This window comes from Priestia sp. D3YE.R1, assembly GCF_049199565.1.
GTDB classification, from domain to species: Bacteria; Bacillota; Bacilli; order Bacillales; family Bacillaceae_H; genus Priestia; species Priestia aryabhattai.
The window spans coordinates 13,339-34,471 of record NZ_JBLTHW010000011.1 but is presented as its reverse complement, the minus strand read 5'-3'; the positions used below and the strand labels follow the sequence as shown (position 1 = coordinate 34,471).

The window sequence follows — 21,133 nt, the reverse complement described above, 5'->3', positions numbered from 1 at the left end:
TGTGAAACAAGCAATTCATTTTGGAGCAGGTAATATCGGGCGAGGATTCATTGGAGCATTGTTTTCTCAAAGCAACTATCACGTCACATTCGTAGATATTGCGGAAAAGATTATTAATCAGTTAAACACAGATGAAGGGTATAACGTAATAACAGCTGCAGAGCACCCCGAGACATTAGCTGTTCAAAACGTATCTGGTTTAAATAATCTGACACAAGAACAAGCAGTCATTAAAGCGATTAAAGAAGCAACGTACATTACGACGGCCATTGGACCGAACGTTCTGCCTCGCATTGCTCCTTTAATTGCTAAAGGTTTGGCTGAGCGTGTGAAAACAAGCGACGAAAATGTATATATTATTGCATGTGAAAATCAAATCTCTGCGACAGATTTATTAAAAGGCTATATTTTTGATGCGCTGGATGAAGAGACAAAATCTCATATGGTAAATAAGGTCTTTTTCTTCAATTCAGCTGTAGATCGTATCGTACCTATTCAACACAACCAAGGTTCGCTTGATGTTTTAGTAGAATCCTATTATGAATGGGTAGTAGAGGCACCTGAAGATATTCCTTTTGTAGAAGGAATGAAGATTGTGCCTGACCTTGCTCCTTTTATTGAAAGAAAGTTATTTACAGTAAATACAGGACATGCGGTGATTGCATATTTTGGTTATTTAAAAGGAAAAGAAACGATTGATCAAACGTTAAGAGATTCAGATATTTACGAACAAGTACAGCAAACGCTACGAGAAACAGGAGACTATCTAATTAAGAGATATGCTTTAGATAGAGAGGAACACGAAGCCTACATCGTAAAAATTATTGAGCGCTTTAAAAATCCTCATCTAAATGATTCAGTTAAACGTGTAGGAAGAGCGCCAATTCGCAAGCTTGGACCTCAGGATCGTTTGGTTCGTCCAGCGCTAGAAGCAAAAAAAGCGGGCCTTTCTTATACCTATTTAGCAAAGGCTATTGCCGCTGCGCTTTTATTTGACCCGCAAGAAGATAAAGAGGCTATGAAGCTTCAAGCGAATATTCATGAGTATGGTATTGAGTATGTATTAAAAGAGGTTAGTGGGTTAGAGGCAAGTAATGATTTAACAAAAGAAATCATTGCTCAATACAATGCTTTAAAATCGTGAATAAATTTGGTGCGTGTAAACAGTCCATTTTAAATGGGCTGTTTTTCTTTTTGTAGAAAGGGAATGTTTGTGTATAGGAGGATGATAAAATGGTAGCTATTACTCACGTTGGATTAGCTGTACCTGATGTAGAAAAAGCCGTGCAGTGGTATGAGCAAGTTTTAGGATTCAAGAGAATTGCTGGTCCCTATACGTTTAATGCGGAGGAAGAACAAGCTGAAAATATGACTCAAGATTTACTGGGATCTCATATCAAAAAAATGAAAAATGCTCACATGACAGCTGACAACCAGGTAGGCATTGAACTATTTGAATTTAATAAGCCGCAAATGCCTCTTGTATTAAAAGACAGCGATGAGCAGTATCAAAGTTATTTTCACATGTGTTTAATAGCCGATGACGTGGAAAAGTTAGCGGATAAAATCGAACAATCAGGAGGTAAAAAGCGCAGCCAAGTATGGAATACAAGACCTGGAAAACCTTATTACTTAATTTATTGTGAAGATCCGTTTGGGAATATTATTGAGCTATATTCACACAGTACGGAGCTCATGTATGGGAATAGAGAAGAATAAAAGCTTATCCAGATTTCTTGGATAAGCTTTTATTTTTTCATAGCTGTCCGTAGCCGTATACTTTTGCCAGTTCTTCAAAGGTTTTTGATGAATACGTAATAGTTACAGATGTTCCTACCGCCACTTTACTGAATAATTCTTCGACATCCGCATTATGCATTCGTACGCAGCCGTGGCTTACATATTTGCCGATGCTATCTTCTGAGTTATTCCCATGAATAGCGTATGTGTCGCCGATTGTTCCGTTTGCATTAAGCCCTAGCCAGCGGGAGCCAAGAGGGTTATTAGGAGCGCCTCCTGCAATGTGCCCTGTATAGTAAGGACGATTTTTAATTTTATTAACAACCTTAAAAAAGCCTACCGGCGTATCGCTCCACGTTTTTCCCGTAGCTACTGAATACGTCTTTTCTAACTTTCCATTATGAAAATAAGCAAGCTGATTTGTTTTTTTATTAATAATAATTAAATCTTTATTTGCTGTGTTTTCACTTGCCTCCGCCGTGCCTGCTGTATAAGAAATACTGATAATAGCTGCGAGACACAAAGCCGCTGCTCGCAGTAGAATTTTTCTCACGTTCTAGCCATCTCCTCTATTGTTCGTTCACATATTTGATGAATTACATGCTATTAGTGTATAAAAGAAAAATGGACTGAATATGAACCTTTCCTGAATGAAAACTGAAAGTGCGTTTTTACACGCGAATATAAAGTGAAAATCTGGGCAGAAATACAACTAAAGGTCTGGTACATATCTCATGAAAAAGAGAAAAATGAAAATGCACCTTGTCTGTTTAATTTAGGATGTATTATCATGAAAGTTTGAAATGAAGGGCAGGAGGTGGAATAAACAGATGCTTAAAGAATTTAAAGAGTTTGCTTTGCGAGGAAATGTATTAGATTTAGCTGTCGGTGTTATTATTGGAGCTGCATTTGGAAAAATTGTCACGTCTCTTGTAAATGATATTATTATGCCGCTGATTGGTTTGTTGTTAGCAGGGATAGACTTTAAAGATTTATCCTTTACGGTTGGAGATGCTACGGTATTATATGGATCTTTTATTCAAACAATTGTTGATTTCTTAATTGTTGCATTCTCGATTTTTTTATTTATTCGTTTCTTTAATCGTTTTAAGAGAAAAGAAGAAGAGAAAGTAGAGGAAGAAGTGGCTGTTCTGTCAAAAGAAGAAGAGATCTTAACAGAAATTCGTGATCTGCTAAAAGCAGAAGCAGTGAAAGAGCGTTCATAACAGCAATTTTTACATACGTATAAAACGGCTAAGAGGCCCGTCTTTTCATAAGAAAAGCGGGCTTTTTTTTGTGAAATTTCTCGGGAAATGTTATTGATGTGATTTTGGGAAAATTAGGCGTGAAGGCGAGAGAGATAGGAATGTTAAAATCATATTAAAAGTGTTAAGATATTGTAAATAGGAGGCTTAAGGTTATGTTTAAACATTTGTATCGTTCTTTGCCAATGCTGGCAGCGTATGGGCTGCTTAGCGTTTTTTTATACAGTGTTGTTATGCTTAATATATCAAATGACACAAAGATATTGTTTGACTGGGCCCAAATCCATACAGCTGGGTTCGTCGTATTAATAGGGGGATGCTCACTTGTCTTATGGGCGCTCACTTTCTATTTTCTGCTTCGATTTAATCAGATAGAGAGAATACAAGGTTCGCAGTGGTACGCCATTTTTACGGCAATTGTGTTTTCAATTACGGTAGCAGCCGTTTCTGCTATGGTTTTTGTTATCTATCATATTGATATACATAATCCAGGCAAAACAATAGAGTGGATGCAAGCATATCCCGAACGCTATCTTTTTACCGTATTTTTACTTTCGCTGTTAACACTAGCGATCATTATGCTAGTAGGGGAAGCTTATTTAGGGGCTGGAATTACCTTTGTTCTGTATTTTATTTTAGCTCTTGTAAACTATTATAAAAAAATCTTTCGAAATGAACCATTGTTCCCGAACGATTTTATTCAAGCGAGTCAGTTAAAAGAAGTTATTCCGATGATTAAAGATTCGATTTCAATTCCCATTGTAATAGGAGTTATTGGATCTATTGTCGTACTAATCGCTCTGTGGTTTTTCTTGCCGAAAATTAAAATTCGATGGTTTCTTCGAATTATTATGATTCTGCCGCTTATCTTTTTAATGAAATCATTTTTATTCTTTGAACACTCGTTTGCTCAAAAATATTATGATCAATATGCTGCGCTGATGCCTTGGAATCAGCAAAATAATTATTACTATAATGGACCTGTTATTGGCATGATTTCAAATGTTAAAACAGATGTGCTGCAAGAGCCGGATGACTACTCACAGGAAGTAATGGCCAAAGTGGCAAAACGCATTCAGTCAAAGGAAGAGAAAACACAAGAAAGCAGGACTGAAGTCAAGCCAAACGTTGTGTTTGTAATGAATGAAACGTTTTGGGACCCAACAAAGCTTAACGTGACGTTCTCTGAAGATCCAATGAAAAATACAAGGGAGCTTCAAAAGAAATATCCTTCTGGGTGGTCTTTAAGTCCTTCATTTGGCGGAGAGACAGCTAATGTGGAGTTTGAAGCGCTGACGAGCTACTCTTTGTCCTTCTTTAATCCTGGAGGCCTTCCTTATCAGCATGTATTGAGTAAAAAAGAATATCCGTCTTTTGTTTCTTATTTAGAAAAACAAGGCTATGCTACAACAGCTATGCATCCAAACAGCGGCATGCTTTATATGAGACAAAATGTGTATCCAAATTTGGGATTTGATCAAGTGAAGTTTATTGATCAAATGAAGCATACGCAAAAAGATAACAAAGAATTTGTTTCCGATGAAGCTGTAGTTGATGAAGTACTCGATACGCTTCGTCAGTCGAAAAAGCCTGCATTTGTGCATGCTGTAACGATTGCAAATCACCTTCCTTACTCAGCGGATAAGTATAATGGTCAGGAAACAATTAAAGTAACCGGTAAAGGGTTATCACCGGAAATGCAAAAGGAAATTGAAATTTATGCTGAAGGAATCAAACGTTCAGATGCTGCTTTAAAACGATTAAACGATGAAATTCAAAAGTTGGATGAGCCGACTATTGTAGTGTTTTGGGGAGATCATTTGCCAGCACTTGGACAAAATCTTCAAGCTTACAAAGAAACGGGTTTTGGAAACGAGAAAACGCAGCAAACATCTCAAAAATTTTATGAGACGCCGCTCTTATTTTTATCTAATTACGATACAAAAATAGATAAAAATCTTGGTACGATGAGTCCTATTTATATTGCTCCGACACTTGTTCAATCTCTTGGTTACAAAAGTAATCTGTTCTACGATCAGCTGAATCAAATGAAAACAGAAGTGCCGGCTTTTCGTTCAAATATGTATATAAACTCAAAAGGAAAGCTAGTAGATGAGCCGGCAGCGCTATCTAAAAAAGCTGCAAAAGACCTTCAAGATTACCATGAAGTTGAGTTTGATACATTATCGGGGAAACAGTACGAAACGCATAAGTTGTATAAATAAAAATAAAAACTCCTTTTAAATAAAAGGAGTTTTTATTTTTTAAGTGTTTAAGGTTGTACTAAAAAATAATTCATGTATAATATTTTAAGGTTAAAAGTAAACTTTAAGTTAAGTAAAACAAAACTTGAGTTTGAAACAGCATGAACAATCATTCATGCTGTTTGCTAATTTTAAATACAGTTGAGGATCGAGAGTATGGAAATAGGAAAGAAAATTAAAAATTTACGATTAAAAAAAGGTTTAACACAAGAAGAGCTAGGAGAACGTACTGATTTAAGCAAAGGCTATATTTCGCAGCTAGAGCGCGATTTAAGTTCGCCGTCTTTAGAAACATTTTTTAGTATTTTGGAAGTACTGGGGTGCGAACCGAAAGAATTCTTTGAAATTGATACACATGTTCAAAAGGTTGTATACAGAGAGGAAGACTACACGAGTTATTGCGAAGATGAAAAAGGTTACCATATTCAGTGGCTTGTGCATGAGTCAAATGAAAAAGAAATGGAGCCAATTCGTCTTATTCTTCATGAAAAAGGTGCATTTAAGAGATTTGAGCCTTCTCTTTCAGAAACGTTTGGCTATATTTTGCGCGGGTGTGTGAAGGTGAAGCTTGGAGGCAGAATATATGAAGCCAAACAAGGAGAAACCATCTATTTTCAAGCTTCTGAAGAGCATCAGATTTTAAATGCTCATGACGGAATAACAGAGTTAATTATTGTGGCGACAGAGTCTTATTTATAGAACAAAAGAGGTGAAGTGAAATGACATCTACGAATGCAATTATTCAATTTGAAAATGTGACCAAGCAATATGATAATGATTCAGTTGTATTGGATCATGTAAGCTTTGAAATTGAAAAAGGGAAGTTTTATACCCTCTTAGGTCCATCGGGATGTGGAAAGACAACGATTTTACGATTAATTGCAGGTTTTACGGAGGCCTCGAGCGGAACGATTTATTTTAATGGGAAAAGAATTAATGATGTTCCGGCTAACAAACGTCAGGTTAATACGGTTTTTCAAGACTACGCGCTTTTTCCGCATTTGAATGTATTTGAAAACGTAGCATTCGGTCTTCGAATCAAGAAGATGAAAAATGCTGATATTGCGATAAAAGTTAAAGAAGCCCTTCGCTTTGTTAACCTAGAAGGATATGAAAAAAGAGAAATAAAGGAAATGTCAGGCGGTCAAAGACAGCGCGTAGCCATTGCACGAGCAATTGTAAATCAGCCTGAAGTTATTTTGCTGGACGAGCCGCTTTCAGCTCTTGATCTAAAATTGCGGACGGAAATGCAATACGAGTTAAGAGAATTACAGCGCCGTCTAGGTATTACGTTCATTTTTGTTACGCACGATCAAGAAGAAGCGCTTGCGATGTCCGATGAAATCTTTGTTTTAAATAAAGGAAGAATTCAGCAGAGCGGGGAACCTACAGATATTTATGATGAGCCAATTAATCGTTTTGTTGCTGATTTTATTGGTGAATCAAATATTGTGCCAGGTAAAATGATTGCTGACTTCTTAGTGGAGTTTGGCGGCCAGCAATTTGAATGTGTCGATCAAGGGTTAAACCAAAATGAGCAGGTTGAAATTGTGATTCGACCTGAAGATTTAGCCATTACAAGCTCCGATCAAGGGAAGCTGCAGGTTCGTGTAGATTCACAGCTGTTTAGAGGAGTCCATTATGAAATTTTAGGCTATGACCATGCAGGGAACGAGTGGCTCGTTCACTCTACGAAAAAGGCAACGGTTGGCGAAGAAATTGGTTTATATTTTGAGCCTGAAGCTATTCATGTTATGCGATTTAATGAAACGGAAGAAGAATTCGATAAGCGACTCGAAGGTTATGAAGAGGATTACCATGCAAACTAAATCAAGAAATATTTATTTAGTCCCGTATGTGTTATGGATTTTGCTTTTTGTAGTTGCTCCCATTATATTAGTTGTCTATTATTCTTTTTTCAGCATTGATAATGAGCTGACGCTTGAAAACTATAAGAAATTTTTTACCCCTGTTTATTTACAGATGACGCTGAGCTCATTTTGGTATGCCTTTTTAATTACGTTATTTTCCTTGGTTTTTTCTTATCCCACAGCTTATTTACTAACAAAGCTTAAGCATAAGCAGCTTTGGCTTCTACTGATTATTTTACCGACGTGGATTAACCTATTATTAAAAGCCTATGCTTTTTTAGGTATATTTGGCACGTACGGTACGGTTAATAAATTTACTGAATTTCTGGGACTTGGCACTCATCAAATTTTATTTACTGACTTTAGTTTTGTATTTGTATCGGTGTATATTTTTATCCCCTTTATGATTTTGCCGATTTTTAACTCTTTAGAAGAACTTAATCCCTCGCTTATCTACGCTTCTCGAGACTTGGGGGCATCTTCATGGGTGACATTTAAGCGCGTGGTATTTCCGCTAACGCTAGAAGGGGTTAAATCAGGTTGTCAGGCTGTTTTTATTCCAGCACTATCACTCTTTATGATTACGCGTTTAATTGCTGGAAACCGCGTTATTACACTGGGAACGGCGATTGAACAACATTTTTTAGTGACGCAGGATTGGGGCATGGGAGCCACAATTGCCGTCTTTTTAATTATTGCGATGGCCGTTATGATGCTCATAACAGGCACTGGAAAGAGAGGTGTGTAAAATGAAGAGAAAGTGGAAGTTCAGCCACCTTTATTTATTTTTTGTATTTTTCATTTTATACGCGCCCATTTTCTATTTAATGTATTACTCTTTTAACAGCGGAGGAAACATGCGAGAATTTGAAGGGTTTACGTTAGATTGGTACAAAGAAGTGTTTCAAGACACACGTTTGCTCATTATTGTCTTAAATACCTTAATTATTGCTCTATTGTCTTCGGTTATTTCAACGATTATTGGCGTGATAGGAGCACTTGCTATCGTATACGTGAAGCGCAGACGTGTTCAAAACACGCTGTTAACATTTAATAATGTGTTAATTGTGAGTCCAGATGTTATTATTGGCGCATCTTTTTTAATTCTATTTACCATTATCGGTGTAAAGCTCGGGTTTATATCGGTATTATTAGCGCATATTGCATTCAGTGTACCGATTGTGGTCATCATGGTTCTGCCTAAGCTGCAGGAAATGAGTCCGACACTGCTCGATGCAGCCCGTGATTTGGGCGCAAGCCGCTTTGAAGTACTTTCGAAAGTGGTATTGCCATTTATTCGTCCGGGTATCTTTGCAGGCTTTTTTATGGCTTTAACTTACTCTTTGGATGACTTTGCGGTTACGTTCTTTGTGACCGGGAACGGTTTTTCTACGCTTTCAGTAGAAATTTATTCGTTAGCAAGAAGAGGGGTATCGCTGAAAATCAATGCTCTTTCTACTCTTATTTTCATGTTTACCGTGCTGATTGTAATTGGTTATTACTTTATCAGTCAGCGATATAGCAATAAAGTGAAAGGGGTGGCGACTGGAAAATGAAGCAATTAGCAAAGCCGTTTATCTTCATCGTCATCCTTTCTTTCGTTCTTATGTATGTGGTTCATCATTTGAACAATGCCGAAGGTTACTCGGGAGGAGATACGCTGACCGTCTATAATTGGGGAGATTATATTGATCCTGACTTAGTGAAACAGTTTGAAAAAGATACCGGAATTAAAGTCATTTATCAGACCTTCGATTCGAATGAAGCAATGATGACCAAAATTGAACAAGGCGGTACGACTTTTGATATTGCCGTGCCTTCTGAATATGCGATTAGCAAGATGCGTGAAGACAATTTACTGTTGCCAATTGATCATTCGAAGCTGCCTAATTTAAAATACATTAATCCGCGTTTTTTAGACTTATCTTTTGATCCTGACAATAAGTACTCTATTCCTTATTTTTGGGGAACTGTAGGTATTGTTTATAACTCTGATATGATTCATGGTAAGAAGATAAAGAGTTGGAATGATTTATGGGATCCTAAGCTAAAAAATCAAATTTTACTTGCAGATGGCGCTAGAGAAGTGATGGGAATGGGGCTAAACAGCTTAAATTATTCATTAAATGACACGAATAAAGCTCATCTTCAAGAAGCAAAAAGAAAGCTTGATACATTAACACCAAATGTCAAAGCCATTGTAGGAGACGAGATTAAGATGCTCCTAGCAAATGAAGAAGCGGCAGTTGGCGTTGTTTGGTCTGGTGATGCTTCTGAAATTATGAGTGAAAACGATAAGCTGAATTACGTTGTTCCAGAAGAAGGTTCGAATTTATGGTTTGATAACATGGTTATTCCAAAAACGGCTAAAAACGTAGAAGGCGCACATAAATTCATGAATTTTATGCTAGATCCTAAACACGCTGCTCAAAATGCAGAATATGTAGGATATTCTACGCCTAATAAAAAAGCGTTAGATTATTTGCCGAAAGAAGTAGCGGAAGATGAACGTTTTTATCCAGAGGAAGAACTAACAAAAAAGCTTGAAGTATATAATAACTTAGGCAAACGAATGCTTGCTTATTACAACGAATTATTTTTAGAATTTAAAATGCACCGTAAATAAAAGGGATTTAATTAGGTCTTTGTATTTAAGTTCTTTATTGTTTTTGTAAATTCAGTTGCGTCATAGCAAGAGGAAAGATAAAATACAAACGAGTAAAGCTAATAACATTTATTTTATGTTATTAGCTTTTTTATTTGTAAAAACGGGAAAGATAAGAAAAAATTGAATGTTCTATTATTCATCTAGAATTTATATTTCACATGATATAGGAGAGAAAAAGTGAAGCAAAAACAAAAGCAGCATATTCAATCCATTTATTTTTTACGCTTATTCGCTATGATGATGGTTGTGCTCGTACACGTAACAGCGGCATATGCAACGGTACTGCCATTTGCAAGCGAAGCTTATCAGAAATATCATTTTCTTAATCGAATTGTTCGAATTGAAGCAGGCATCTTTATTGTGATCACAGGTTTGGTTTTCTTTTATAGTTATATTAACAAGCCGTTAACAAAGACTTTATGGAAAACGTATTATGCTCGAAGAGTGACATATATTTTGGTTCCCTATGTTATTTGGGCACTTATTTATGAATTTTATTCGTATTATGTGGGAGCAACAGAATTAAATGCAGCTGACATTGCAAGGCGTATTTTACGCGGAGAGTCTTACTATCAGCTTCATTTTATCTTTTTAATTGTACAAGTGTATCTTGTGCTGCCGGTTTTTGTGTGGCTAGCACAAAAAGTAACCATTTTTAAAAAATACATGTGGCTGTTTGGTATTATCATTCAGCTTGGTTATTTAATGCTTAACAATACGTATCATATCACTTCATTTAATTTATTTTTAAATACGATGGCTACGTTTTTACTCGGCGGTTGGATTGGTATTTATTATCGCGAACAAGTGGATAAAAAGTATAGTCGTTCAAATATTGTATTATTTCTGGTGACGCTCGGATCGGGAATAGCTATTTCACTGTTAAATTATCACTTATACACAATGAAGACAATTCAAATTTCAGGCTTTACGTATGAGGCTGTTAATACAATTTATTTGGTCGTGGGAAGTTATTTCTTTTTCCGAATTGCAGAGATATTAGCTGAAAAGCTTTCTGTGAAGTCCGTGACGGTTGTTAAAAATATTGCCATGTACTCTTTTGGATTTTACTTGATTCATCCAATGGTTTTAAACTTTGTGGCAAAAGCAGTACCAATACAAGGCAATTACATGTTTCACTTTGAAATCTTGGCACGCTATATTTTAACATTAGCAGGCTGTTACCTAATTATCTGGGGATGTCATCGTCTTTTACCGTTTGCTAGCTTTTTGTTTGGTAAACTGCCAAAAGAAGCGGTGTTCATTTACCGACGTCCTGATCATAAATAGCGTTTAGTTAAAAGTTATGTCTGCTTGCAGACATAACTTTTTTTATAAAGTATAAGAGATGATAACGCGCTAGTTTTAAAATATTTTTAAAAGTGACATGCTAAGATAATGATTATTGAGGTAAGCACAAAAGGGGGAATTTGATATGCGTGTACTTGTAGTAGAAGATGATGCTTCATTATTACACGGTATCGTAGAAGGCTTAAAAGAAGAAGGATATGAAGTTGATTGTGCTTCTGAAGGAGATGAAGGTTTGTTTTTAGCAGAGCAGAATATTTATGATGCCTTAATTTTAGATATTATGCTGCCTGGTATGACAGGGCTTGACATACTAAAAAAGCTAAGGAAACAAAAGGTACTGACGAAAGTTATTTTTCTCACCGCAAAAGATAGTGTAGAAGATCGAGTGAAAGGACTCGATTATGGAGCCGATGATTATTTGGTTAAGCCTTTTGCCATGGCTGAACTTTTTGCGAGGTTAAGGGTAATGCTCAGAGACTTGCAGGCAGAAGAAGGGATGATTTCATATGGTCCCATTTCTATACGAGAAGCCAATCATGAAGTTATGATAAATGGGAGTGCCCTAACGTTAACGATTAAAGAATTTCAGCTTTTAGAATATTTTATTCGAAATAAAGAACAAATCCTTATTCGAGATCAAATTTTTAATCGGGTATGGGGATTTACATCTGATGTAGGAGTGGGCGTAGTAGACGTCTATGTTCACCATTTAAGAAAGAAGCTTCAGCCTTTTAATTGTGACAATTATGTACGTACAGTCAGAGGCGTAGGCTTTATGTTAAAAGGGGAAGAGCATGTTTAAAAAAACGAGAATCAGGCTTGTGTTATTTAACACAATGGTGCTGATGGTTATTTTGAGCATTTTTAGTGTAGTTTTGTATTTTTACATGCAGCATCTTATTTTTTTAAACCCGGACAATCGGCTAAGTGAGATGAGCGAGCAGGTTAAAAAAAGAAACTTACATGAGATCCAAGAAAACAATGAGAGAGAAACAGAACGGCGCGTTGCGTTTTTACTTTGGAGCAGTGATAAAAAACTAATCAAAATTACACCTAAAAAAGGGTTATATACAAACGATATTGACGACTTTAAGCCTGCACTCTCAGAAGGAAAAATCCAAACGTCGCAAGAAGTAAACGGTCATGCTTATCGAGTGATGAATGTGAAAAACGAAGGATATATAAAAGATCAAAACGTTTCAACAATTCAACTTGTCTTAAACGTAGATCCAGAAACTCAAACCTTAGAGCACCTTGCTTTTCTTCTTATCATTTCAGCTTTTATTGGACTGCTTCTTTCGCTTGTAGCTGGCTTGTTTTTAGCCAATCGAGCGCTTGTACCTATCCAAAAGTCTTGGAACAAACAAGTCGAATTTATTGCAGATGCTTCCCATGAGTTAAGGACGCCTCTTTCCGTGATGCAAACGCATCTCGAGCTATTGTTTAGACGACCAAATCATACGATTGAGCAAGAAAGCGAAAATATTTATCAAAGCTTAAACGAAGTGAAGCGGATGACGAAGCTGGTTGGCAACTTACTAACACTGGCTAGATCTGATTCAAGTGCACAGCTGCTAAACAAAACGGTCTTTAATATGGGTGAGCTGGTTGATAAAGTGGCTAATCAGTTTGATCCTATATTTGAACTAAAAGAGCTGCACTTCACAAGGGAAATTGAATCGTTAATGTGCGGAGGAGATCAAGAACGACTTCATCAGCTATGTATGATTTTATTAGACAACGCTTTTAAGTACACCCCACCTGGAGAAAGCATTCATATTAGTCTAAAGAAACATCACCACTCTATGACGCTAATTGTCAAAGACACAGGCATTGGAATTGAAGCGAAAGATCTTCCGTATGTGTTTGATCGTTTTTATCGAAGTGATAAGAGCCGAGCCCGTGCCGAAGGAGGGTCAGGATTAGGTCTGGCGATTGCCAAATGGATTGTACAAGCTCATGACGGAGAAATTAAGGTTTTTAGTCAAAAAAACGTGGGTACGGAATTTCATGTGAAAATTCCGCTATGAAAAAAGCTGCCTGTCGTCAGGCAGCTTTTTTTGTTACTTTTTTGTTTACAGCCTTCCATGCTTTCCACGCATTAGCAATTAACAGGCCAATTAATAAATAGGCGAGACCGCCAAAAACTAAGTAATCTACGGCGCTAATTGCCCCCGCAAGCAGCCCAAATTTAATTTGGTCTTTATACTTCACAGGAGAAGTTGGCGGATCCGTCACCATAAAGAAGGCTAAAAATAAAGCAGAATTGACAAAAGGAGCTCTTAAAGCATCCGCTACATCACCTACTCCTATTAATGACATAATCGCAAAAACAGCAAAATACACGCCTAAAAACGCAAATACTTGAGGGAATTTATTTACTTTGCTTGTCACAAGGTACCCTGTCACAAACACGAATACAATGAGCCAGACGGGTAGTAAAGATAAGCTTCCCCACCAGCTTTGGCCGCTTGAAAAGACAATAAGCGAAAAGAGAAGACCAAAAGCGGCAGGGTTAAAAATAGGCTTCTTTTTTACTTTTACTAAGTGCTTGGATAAAATCGCTACAGCTACGGTGCAAAATGTGACCGAAGGCGGTGTAGATGTGCTAAGCACTAAGGCAATAATTAATCCAGTAATGATCCCGCCGTCAGGGAGCTGAATTTTCTTTTTATAAGCGAAAGAAAATCCTAAATCTAAGGCGGCCGCCGAGCATATGGCAAGCAGTAGGTGTCCTAATCCTTGAAAGGCAGAAGAGTTGAATTCACCTAATAAGGTTAAAAGCAGCAGCATAGCCATCACGTATCTTTTAGGTGTTTTAACTAGCTGCGCCCACCGACTTATTTCTTTTGGTTTGTTTTCATCTACAATAATATAACCTTTTGGTGTACTAATATATTTAACACCGCTTCTTCGTTCAGAACGTGTGGTCATAATTCATTCATTCCTCCATATCTGATGTGAAAAAAGGAGTGAAGCTAGAGTCGAAGAGTACGCCGCGTATGTCGGCATCATTCAATAAATTCACTCCTTTTTCCGCTCCTAAAATAAAAGCTGATGTAGATAATGCATCGGCCAGCATGGCAGAAGGAGCAATCGCTGTACAACTCATTAGACTGCTTCGAGTGGATGGGGATAAGGGATTAACCAAATGATGCATGGATGGTTGCGTCTTATTTTTTCTAGCATAATTTCCTGATGTGCAGACAGCCGTATCTGTTACACGTAAAGTCAGTAATGACTGCGTTTGAATCCAAGGGTGCTGAATCCCGACTTTCCATAACTCTCCGTGTTGATTGAGTCCTTTAACTAGAATGTCTCCTCCGGCATTAATCATAAAATGCTGATAAGGAAGGGAGCGGGCAGCCAGATCAATAGCTAATCCTTTGGCAACCGCTCCAAGATCTATAATCATCGGTTTTTGTAAGAGAACCGTTTTTTTATGTGTATCCAATACGATATCTTTATACCTTCCAGAATCGACTGCTTCGTCCGTTTGTATGGAATTTCCATATAAGTAATGTTCGTTAAAACCTCGGTTTTCTAATTGTTTTCCTACCGTTGGGTCAAAGATTCCATACGTTTCATTTGCTACTAAGATAGCGAAATGAAGGGCTTCAAATAATAGAGGGCTAACGGCAACAGGTTCTTTGATATGTCTAATTAGCTTCATAACTTCGCTTTTGGCATCAAATCGACTGCATGTCGTTTCAACGGTCTTAAAAATAGTAAATGCCTTTGAAATATGGTGAAGGACATTTGCTTCCTCTGATTGGGGAGCAATTACTTGAATGGACACGATTGTTCCCATAGATAAGACAGAGCGGCTATACGTTTTTATGGGCATCATTCGTTTCTCCTTTATGCATTCATTGCTTGCTGAAGTGCGTTATCCACCGCATTTTGAAAATCTTCCGTGCTAAGCGTTGCTCCGCTCACGACATCGACATCTGAGCTTTGTCTTTGTACGACTTGAGACGGAAGGTTCTCAATGTAACTTTGAGAATAGTGAGTATCCGCTTCTGTAATTTCAACTGTATCAATTCGGTCATTTTTAATGGTCACGGATACGTAGACAGTTCCGATACGGTTGCTTCCTTGGCCAGAATATGTACCATCTTTGTATTTTGTTTTAGGAGCAGAACTTTTGGTACTTGCTGATGACTGGCTTTTATTAGACGAAGCTATATCTTCTCCCCAGCTGTCATTGACAATCGGTTGATTGTCTGTCTGATCGGTCGTTTTTTTCTGATGATGAGCCGGCGTGACTTGAACAGCTTGCGCGTCAGATAGGGTGTTTATATAACCCGTTGCATAAATACTTCCAATGGCTACGCTGCATGCAGCAATCATCTTCTTTCCTATTTTACTCATGTTTGTTGAACCTCCTGATTTGTACCAGAACGATAATTTCAATTATTGATGGTTATCTTTAGCATAAATAAACTGTACAAATAAACTTTTAAAAAAGATTTAAAATCAATAAAGTTTTTTGAAAAAGCAAATGAGCTAAAGAAAAAGGTAATTCTAAATAATAAAGGTAGGCGATGGAATTTCTTTCACAAGCCTAGCTATTTTGACATACGTAATAATAGTTAATATTTCTGTTTACTATCTAAACGTGCATGATAAAATAGAAAAGATGAATATGTGTTAGGAGGAACATCAGTGAAAATTAAGCTTGGCCTTTTATACGGAGGAAAATCCGCTGAACATAAAGTATCTTTACAAACAGCTCTAGCAGTTTCAAAAGCAATTAATCACGATAAATATGAAGTGCATCCAATTTACATTACAGAAACAGGAAAATGGATTCGCGGCACACAGCTGACTGGTCCGCTTGAAACAGTTGCCCAATTAGAAATTCAAGATAACGGAACAGCTATTTCACCAGTTTCATTGAATACAGAAATGTTTGCATTAACAGATTCAAAAACAGATGATCAGCTAGATGTTATTTTCCCGCTTCTTCATGGTCCAAATGGAGAAGATGGTACGGTACAAGGATTATTAGAATTATTGAATATTCCTTATGTTGGAAACGGCGTATTAGCTTCAGCAGCTGGTATGGATAAAGTTGTAATGAAGCAGCTGTTTGCACAGGCAGGTCTGCCTCAAGTAGAGTACGTATCATTTATCCGCCGCGAGTGGGAAGCAGATCGAACGGCTGCTTATGAAAAAGTAGAAGCACTTGGATACCCTTGCTTTGTTAAACCAGCAAACTTGGGTTCAAGCGTTGGGATTAGCAAATGTGATAACCGCGAAGAGTTAGAAGCGGCATTTGTTGAAGCCTTCTTATTTGATCGAAAAATCATTGTAGAAGCAGCAGCAGTTGGTCGTGAAGTTGAAATTGGTGTGTTAGGGAATGATGAAGCAGCTTGTTCAGTAGTTGGAGAAATCTTACCTAAAAAAGCGTTTTACGATTACAAAGCAAAATATGAAGACGGCGATACAGGTCTTATTATTCCAGCTGAAATTACAGAAGAACAGCATCAAGAAATGTCAGCACTAGCAATCAAAGCATTTAAAGCAATTGATGGATCTGGTCTTGTACGTGCAGATTTCTTCTTAACATCAGAAGGTAAATTCATTATTAATGAAGTGAATACGATGCCTGGTTTTACACCTTTCAGTATGTTCCCGTTATTGTGGAAACACGCAGGCGTTGAATATCCAGATTTAATCGAAAAACTTGTATCACTAGCAATTGAACGTCATACCGAAAAGCAGCAAATTAAACACACAATGTAACTCACACAACACTATTCATCATGAATAGTGTTTCTGTGTTTAGTTTCAATTAATAGTATCCACAGTTTACTTTATATCGAGAGGAGCAAACCAACAATGATTAAACGTACGCTTAAACAGCTAGCTGCAATGATTCCAGGAAGTGTATTTCATAGCGGGAACAAAGCAGCTGGAATTGAGGGAGTCTCAATTGATACGAGAACAATTCAGCAAGGCAATTTATATATCCCAATTAAAGGGGAACGTTTTAATGGGCATACATTTGTCGATAAAGCAACTGAAAACGGAGCGGTCGCTACTCTGTGGAACAAAGATGAAGAAAACCCACCGACAGACATTAGTGTTATTTTAGTCGATGATACGCTAGAAGCTCTTCAGCAATTAGCGAAATCCTATCGTCACGAGTTAGATATTAAAGTAGTGGGCATTACAGGAAGTAACGGAAAAACAACCGCAAAAGACATGGTGAAAGCTGTGCTTGATACAACTTACTGTGTTCTGAAAACAGATGGAAACTTTAATAACCATATTGGCATGCCGCTTACTATTTTGCGTTTAGATGAAACTCATGATATTGCAGTTTTAGAAATGGGCATGAGCAGCCGAGGAGAGATTGAGTTTCTTTCTAATTTAGCGGAGCCTGATGTGGCCATTATTACAAATATCGGAGAATCGCACCTTCAAGACTTAGGAAGTCGTGATGGAATTGCGGAGGCAAAATTAGAAATTACAAGCGGCTTAGCGCCAACAGGTCAGCTTGTCTACAATGGTGATGAGCCACTTTTAACGTCGCGCGTAGTTAATCCATTATTTGAAACGGTGACATTTGGCAGCTCAGAACAAAACGATTTGTATCCAAGTGCTATTTCAGCTGAAGAGTTAGGAACAACATTCACTGTTTCACGTGAAACAACATATTCATTCTTTATCCCGGTATTAGGTAAACATAATGTTCACAATGCGCTTTCTGCTATTGCGGTAGGTCATTATTTTGGACTAGACAATGAAACAATCGCTAAGGGTTTAAAAGAATTAAAGCTAACAAATATGCGTATGGAGCTTGTGAAACGAACAGATGGCCTGACCTTCATTAATGACGCATACAACGCAAGTCCAACGTCCGTTAAAGCTGCTATCACGTTGATGCATGATTTAGAAGGCTATAAGCAAAAAATTCTTGTTCTCGGGGATATGCTTGAATTAGGCGATCAGGAAAAAGAGTTCCACAAAGAAGTGGGAGAGTTTATTCAGGCAGAAAAAATTGATTATGTTCTAACATACGGTCCCTTATCTGTTGAAATTGAGCAAGGAGCAAAAAATAATTTTGCAGAAGATAAGGTAATGCACTTTGAGGAAAAAGATGAGCTTGTTAAAAAATTAACAGCGATTACAACAAGAGAAGATGTGGTTTTAGTGAAAGCATCTCGAGGAATGAAGCTTGAGGAAGTTATCTCAAAAATGATGTATAAATTATCGTGATATTAAAAAGAGTATAAGTAAGCTCTATTGCAAACGGAAAGCCATAGTGTTATGATGTAGTCTGAGTGTCTTGAGGCGCTTATACTCTAAACGTTGAATTTATTGAAGTAGTCGTTTAGAGCATTTTCCGTTTCCTCGGAGAATGCTTTTTTTTGTAAAATATAGATAGTCTAAATATAAAAGGAGTTTGAAAAACTTGGCATTATTTCAAGATTTAGGATTAAGTCAACAGCTTAATAAAGCTGTGAGTAAAATGGGTTTTGAAGAAGCAACACCAATTCAATCAGAAACTATCCCATTAGCACTAGAAGGTCACGATTTGATCGGACAAGCACAAACAGGAACAGGTAAAACAGCGGCATTTGGTATTCCTCTTATTGAAAAAGTTGATGTAAACGTAGATGCAATTCAAGGGTTAATTATTGCTCCTACTCGTGAACTTGCTGTACAGGTATCTGAAGAACTTTACAAAATTGGTCAAACAAAGCGCGTACGCGTGCTATCAATTTATGGTGGTCAAGATATCAGTCGTCAAATTCGTGCATTGAAAAAGCACCCTCATATCATCGTAGGGACACCAGGGCGTATGCTAGATCATATTAATCGTCGTACACTTCGTCTACAAGACGTTCATACAGTTATTTTAGATGAAGCAGATGAAATGTTAAACATGGGATTCATCGAAGACATTGAAAAAATCTTATCAAACGTACCTGAGAACCACCAAACACTTTTATTCTCAGCAACAATGCCTACTCCAATCCGTCGCATTGCTGAAAAATTCATGAACGAACCAAAAGTGGTAAAAGTAAAAGCAAAAGAAGTAACGATGCCAAACATTACGCAGTATTATTTAGAAGTACAAGAAAAGCGTAAATTTGATATCCTTACTCGTCTTTTAGATATGCAATCACCTGAATTAGCTATCATCTTTGGTCGTACAAAGCGCCGTGTTGATGAGTTATCAGAAGCATTAAATATGCGTGGTTATTCTGCACAAGGTATCCATGGTGACTTGACGCAATCGAAACGTCTATCTGTACTACGTCAATTTAAAGAAGGTTCTATTGATGTATTAGTTGCGACAGACGTAGCTGCACGCGGACTTGATATTTCTGGTGTTACTCATGTATACAACTTTGATATCCCTCAAGATCCGGAGAGCTATGTACACCGTATCGGACGTACAGGACGTGCTGGTAAAATGGGTGCTGCTATGACATTTGTAACGCCAAGAGAAACTGGACAGTTACACAATATTGAGCGTACAACAAAACGTAAAATGGAGCGTATGACTCCTCCAACGCTTGATGAAGCAATGGAAGGTCAACAGCGTATTGCAGCTGACAAATTAACAGAATCTGTGACACAAGGCAACTTATCTTACTACAAACAGTTGGCAGAAGAGTTACTTGAAGAGCACGATTCAGTTTCATTAGTGGCAGCGGCAATCAAATTATTTACAAAAGAACCAAACGAATCACCAATTCAATTAACTGCTGAACCACCGGTAATTGCAAAAGGTGATAAAAACAAACGTGGAAATGGCGGAGGTCGTTCACGTTCTAACTCTAAAAACTACTCACAGCAAAATCGTCGTGGAAACTCAAAGCGTTTTGGTGACAAGCGTCGCGGTGGAAGCAACGGCAGTGATAATAGAAATCGCAATAGCAGCAGTAATCGTAAAGATTCTCGCAGCAAAGCGTAAAATAAAAACGGGCCTTAACAGGCTCGTTTTTTTTAATGTGTTAATTGCTATTTTATTGGTGCACACTATGAGTAAAATAAAATGGGGTGTTCACTAATGTCGACCATTGTTCGGTTAGGTTATGTGGCGATGAGCGTTCATTTGGAAAATAGTTCTCCTTCTCAAACCATGACTTTTGCACAATTTCAGCGTGTGAAAGACCATGAAGCGGCCATTCGCAAGCTCGAACGTATTGCAATATCCAACTTAGAAAACTGCTTACGGTTATTAAAACATAACGCGTGGAGTGAAATTGAGTTTTTTCGATTCAGTTCTAAGTTAATTCCATTAGCTAACCATGAGGCGCTAAAAGAGTGGAACTACATAGCTCCTTTAAAAGATGCTCTTCAGCGTATTTCTGTATTTTTGAAGGAACACCCAATGCGAGTAGATTTTCACCCAGATCATTTTGTTGTTTTAAACTCAACGGATAAAGAGGTTTTTAAGCATTCTATCCAAACTCTTCGCATGCATCAAAAGTTGCTGAAAGGAATGAATATTCCGCTTCAAAATCGCTGTGTTTTACATGTTGGAGGAGCTTATAATGATAAAGAAAAAGCACTGGAGCAGTTTATTCATAATTGGGGGCTTGTACCTCAATCCCTTCAGCAAATGATTATGTTGGAAAACGACGATACAACCTTTCATATAAAGGACGTCCTGTATTTATGTGAAAAACTAAATGTCCCAATCATTTTTGATCTTCATCATCATCAGGCGAACAACGATGAAACTTCATGGCAAGAGCATTGGGACCGTATCATTCGAACATGGGAACATGAAACGCTGCCTCTAAAAATGCATATATCTAGTCCTAAAAGTGATAAAGAATTTAGAGCTCATGCAGATTATATCGATGTTAATGGGTTTTACAGCTTTTTAAAAGAAGTAAATGGAACAATACCGCAAATTGATTGCATGATTGAAGCTAAGAAAAAAGATGAAGCACTCTTTCAGTTAGTAAGAGATTTAAAGTCTTATGAAGATGTGGAATTTATTAACTCATCCACTTTTTATATTAAATCCTAAAGCAGGCC

General features: G+C 37.4%; 20 protein-coding genes. 16 read left to right on the top strand and 4 right to left on the bottom strand.

The window, feature by feature from the left end:
• Window position 1: 1 nt before the first annotated feature.
• Both ACOZIR_RS26905 and ACOZIR_RS26900 read left to right on the top strand, forming a co-directional pair.
• Window positions 2–1,144 carry a mannitol-1-phosphate 5-dehydrogenase gene (locus ACOZIR_RS26905; protein ID WP_310879130.1) on the top strand — a complete coding sequence of 381 codons (1,143 nt, stop codon included), beginning with the start codon at window positions 2–4 and terminating at the stop codon, window positions 1,142–1,144.
• An 89-nt stretch (window positions 1,145–1,233) separates the two neighbouring features.
• Window positions 1,234–1,719 carry a VOC family protein gene (locus ACOZIR_RS26900; RefSeq protein WP_045295142.1) on the top strand — a complete coding sequence of 162 codons (486 nt, stop codon included), beginning with the start codon at window positions 1,234–1,236 and terminating at the stop codon, window positions 1,717–1,719.
• 37 nt (window positions 1,720–1,756) lie between these two features.
• Here ACOZIR_RS26900 and ACOZIR_RS26895 read toward each other — a convergent pair whose 3' ends face one another.
• Window positions 1,757–2,293 carry a L,D-transpeptidase gene (locus ACOZIR_RS26895; protein WP_421536050.1) on the bottom strand — a complete coding sequence of 179 codons (537 nt, stop codon included), beginning with the start codon at window positions 2,291–2,293 and terminating at the stop codon, window positions 1,757–1,759.
• Window positions 2,294–2,570: 277 nt separating this feature from the next.
• Here ACOZIR_RS26895 and mscL point away from each other — a divergent pair, with 277 nt between their 5' ends.
• The 10 genes from mscL to ACOZIR_RS26845 all read left to right on the top strand — a co-directional run bounded on the left by mscL (window position 2,571) and on the right by ACOZIR_RS26845 (window position 13,149).
• Window positions 2,571–2,966: a large conductance mechanosensitive channel protein MscL gene (mscL, locus tag ACOZIR_RS26890; protein ID WP_028411898.1), complete on the top strand. Its 396-nt coding sequence runs from the start codon at window positions 2,571–2,573 to the stop codon at window positions 2,964–2,966.
• A gap of 194 nt (window positions 2,967–3,160) precedes the next feature.
• Window positions 3,161–5,230, top strand: a complete 2,070-nt coding sequence (locus tag ACOZIR_RS26885) for an LTA synthase family protein (protein WP_310879128.1) — start codon at window positions 3,161–3,163, stop codon at window positions 5,228–5,230.
• Between the two features lie 195 nt (window positions 5,231–5,425).
• Window positions 5,426–5,968 carry a helix-turn-helix domain-containing protein gene (locus tag ACOZIR_RS26880; protein ID WP_013054985.1) on the top strand — a complete coding sequence of 181 codons (543 nt, stop codon included), beginning with the start codon at window positions 5,426–5,428 and terminating at the stop codon, window positions 5,966–5,968.
• A 20-nt stretch (window positions 5,969–5,988) separates the two neighbouring features.
• Window positions 5,989–7,098 (top strand): ABC transporter ATP-binding protein, encoded by a 1,110-nt coding sequence (locus tag ACOZIR_RS26875; protein ID WP_045295137.1) that lies wholly within the window; start codon window positions 5,989–5,991, stop codon window positions 7,096–7,098.
• Complete coding sequence (locus ACOZIR_RS26870) at window positions 7,088–7,888, top strand: ABC transporter permease (protein ID WP_045295135.1); 801 nt, start codon at window positions 7,088–7,090, stop codon at window positions 7,886–7,888. The genes ACOZIR_RS26875 and ACOZIR_RS26870 overlap by 11 nt, the downstream gene beginning before the upstream one ends.
• A gap of 1 nt (window position 7,889) precedes the next feature.
• Window positions 7,890–8,696: an ABC transporter permease gene (locus tag ACOZIR_RS26865; RefSeq protein WP_013054988.1), complete on the top strand. Its 807-nt coding sequence runs from the start codon at window positions 7,890–7,892 to the stop codon at window positions 8,694–8,696.
• Complete coding sequence (locus ACOZIR_RS26860; RefSeq protein ID WP_045295133.1) at window positions 8,693–9,766, top strand: ABC transporter substrate-binding protein; 1,074 nt, start codon at window positions 8,693–8,695, stop codon at window positions 9,764–9,766. The genes ACOZIR_RS26865 and ACOZIR_RS26860 overlap by 4 nt, the downstream gene beginning before the upstream one ends.
• Before the next feature lie 219 nt (window positions 9,767–9,985).
• Complete coding sequence (locus tag ACOZIR_RS26855) at window positions 9,986–11,098, top strand: acyltransferase (protein WP_045295131.1); 1,113 nt, start codon at window positions 9,986–9,988, stop codon at window positions 11,096–11,098.
• 145 nt (window positions 11,099–11,243) lie between these two features.
• A complete protein-coding gene (locus tag ACOZIR_RS26850; RefSeq protein ID WP_045295129.1) occupies window positions 11,244–11,921 on the top strand; it encodes a response regulator transcription factor in 678 nt (225 codons plus the stop codon).
• The gene (locus ACOZIR_RS26845; RefSeq protein WP_310879127.1) at window positions 11,914–13,149 is read left to right on the top strand and encodes a sensor histidine kinase; all 1,236 of its coding nucleotides are present in this window, start codon (window positions 11,914–11,916) and stop codon (window positions 13,147–13,149) included. Before ACOZIR_RS26850 ends, ACOZIR_RS26845 begins: the two co-directional genes overlap by 8 nt.
• Window positions 13,150–13,165: 16 nt before the next feature.
• On the opposite strand, the gene ACOZIR_RS26840 is transcribed toward ACOZIR_RS26845, so the two are convergent.
• The 3 genes from ACOZIR_RS26840 to ACOZIR_RS26830 are packed head-to-tail and all read right to left on the bottom strand — an operon-like array spanning window position 13,166 to window position 15,493.
• A complete protein-coding gene (locus tag ACOZIR_RS26840) occupies window positions 13,166–14,053 on the bottom strand; it encodes an RnfABCDGE type electron transport complex subunit D (RefSeq protein ID WP_045295125.1) in 888 nt (295 codons plus the stop codon).
• A 7-nt stretch (window positions 14,054–14,060) separates the two neighbouring features.
• Complete coding sequence (locus tag ACOZIR_RS26835; protein ID WP_045295123.1) at window positions 14,061–14,969, bottom strand: FAD:protein FMN transferase; 909 nt, start codon at window positions 14,967–14,969, stop codon at window positions 14,061–14,063.
• Between the two features lie 11 nt (window positions 14,970–14,980).
• Window positions 14,981–15,493 (bottom strand): FMN-binding protein, encoded by a 513-nt coding sequence (locus ACOZIR_RS26830; protein WP_328121211.1) that lies wholly within the window; start codon window positions 15,491–15,493, stop codon window positions 14,981–14,983.
• 294 nt (window positions 15,494–15,787) lie between these two features.
• Between ACOZIR_RS26830 and ACOZIR_RS26825 the strand changes: the two genes are divergently transcribed.
• From ACOZIR_RS26825 to uvsE, 4 genes are all read left to right on the top strand, one after another.
• Window positions 15,788–16,870, top strand: a complete 1,083-nt coding sequence (locus tag ACOZIR_RS26825; protein ID WP_028410441.1) for a D-alanine--D-alanine ligase — start codon at window positions 15,788–15,790, stop codon at window positions 16,868–16,870.
• A 96-nt stretch (window positions 16,871–16,966) separates the two neighbouring features.
• Complete coding sequence (locus tag ACOZIR_RS26820; protein WP_045295119.1) at window positions 16,967–18,349, top strand: UDP-N-acetylmuramoyl-tripeptide--D-alanyl-D-alanine ligase; 1,383 nt, start codon at window positions 16,967–16,969, stop codon at window positions 18,347–18,349.
• A gap of 196 nt (window positions 18,350–18,545) precedes the next feature.
• Window positions 18,546–20,057 (top strand): DEAD/DEAH box helicase, encoded by a 1,512-nt coding sequence (locus ACOZIR_RS26815; RefSeq protein WP_042992387.1) that lies wholly within the window; start codon window positions 18,546–18,548, stop codon window positions 20,055–20,057.
• A gap of 96 nt (window positions 20,058–20,153) precedes the next feature.
• On the top strand, window positions 20,154–21,125 hold the full coding sequence (gene uvsE, locus ACOZIR_RS26810; RefSeq protein ID WP_045295117.1) for a UV DNA damage repair endonuclease UvsE: 972 nt from the start codon (window positions 20,154–20,156) through the stop codon (window positions 21,123–21,125).
• Window positions 21,126–21,133: the final 8 nt, after the last annotated feature.